Consider the following 1,446-nt stretch of genomic DNA (forward strand, 5'->3'; position numbering starts at 1 on the left):
AGACAGAATCGCGGGTGTCCCGCCTGCACGGGTGATCGGCGATGAGCTCGAAGGACGACCCCTTCGGTCCGGCGGGCAAGACCGTCATTCGCGCAAATCCACGGCGCACGCAAAAACCGCCGCCGGTTCCGGAGCAATCCATCGCGGACACCTCCAGGATCGAGGATTCAACCGTGTTCGATCCTGGCGTCGTGCGGCCACCGGGCTGGGTATCAGGAACCGTCATCTATCAAGGCCCGGCCCTGGGTGCCCCAGCAGGTACCAGCTCTTCGGCCGCCGCATCAAAGCCGCCCATCGAGCAGCGCATGCTGCTCGGCGCCGCCGAGGTGGTCAGATACTGCGCGGCAAACACTATTCTCGCTGCGGCCGCTCCTTTGCTGATGCTGTTTGGGCAACTCAGGCTGATGCCTGTCGAAAGACAGGCGGAGCCACTGGCGCAACATGTCGCTGAGGCCATCGAAAAATTCGACCGGACGGTGGAGAAATCGGACGTTGCCGAAGAGGATGCGCGGATTGCGCGTTATGTTCTGTGCGAAACAGCCGACGATCTCATCGGCAACCTGCCTTGGCCTGGGAAAGACGACTGGTCGCAACGCAGCATGTCGTGGCAGTTCTTTCATACCCAGTCCTCCGGCACAGGCTTCTACGAAGCACTGAACAAGATCCTGGCCCATCCCGAGACACATTACGATCTGCTCGAACTGATGCATGTCTGTCTGTCGCTGGGGTTCGAGGGCCAGTATCGCGGCGTGAGGCGCGAAGACAACAATCTCGAGCGCGTTCGACGCGACGTCTACGAGACGCTTCGCTACTTCAGGACGCGTGCGGGTGAAGACATCTCGCCGCGCTGGCAGGGCTTGGCCGAGACGATGGCGCAGTCCTCGGCCCGCCTGCCGCTTTGGGTGGTTGCCGCGTCAGCGTCGGCGCTGCTGGCGGCAGCGTTCTTCGCATTGCGGGTCTTCATCTCCAATGAAGGCGACGCCGCCGCAGGTGAATTGCTGGCACTCAACCCATCAATACCCGTCGCTATCGAGCGCGCCAGCGTGGCGCCGCTGGTCGAGCCAGCCAAAGTCGCCCCACCGGCGGCCAACGCTCAGATCGATCGTATTCGTGCGGCGCTGGCCAAGGACGTCGAAGGCGGCGGACTGGCCATTGGCACCAAGGGCGACTTCATCGTCGTGGAAATCAACAATCTGCTGCTGTTCCAGTCCGGCAGGGCCGAGACGAAGCCGGAATTTCAGCCCATCGCCGCCGACATCGCCGCGGCTCTTGAGCACGAGCCTGGACCGATCCGGATCGTCGGCCACACGGATAATGTCAAACCGCGTCGGTCGAGCGCCTTCAAATCCAACTTCGACCTTTCGCTGGCCCGGGCCAAAGCCGTCGAAGCGCTGATGGCCGCGAAATTCAGCGATCCCTCGCGACTGACGGTGGACGGCAAGGGCG

1 protein-coding gene is annotated in these 1,446 nt (G+C 62.9%); it reads left to right on the forward strand.

What is annotated here, in order from left to right:
• Nucleotides 1-41: 41 nt before the first annotated feature.
• The coding region (gene icmH / locus EN925_RS35595) for a type IVB secretion system protein IcmH/DotU (RefSeq protein WP_128337354.1) at nt 42-1,446 on the forward strand (1,405 nt) is incomplete at its 3' end.

The sequence above is a fragment of the Mesorhizobium sp. M7A.F.Ca.US.006.04.2.1 genome (assembly GCF_004022915.1).
Taxonomy (GTDB): domain Bacteria; phylum Pseudomonadota; class Alphaproteobacteria; order Rhizobiales; family Rhizobiaceae; genus Mesorhizobium; species Mesorhizobium ciceri.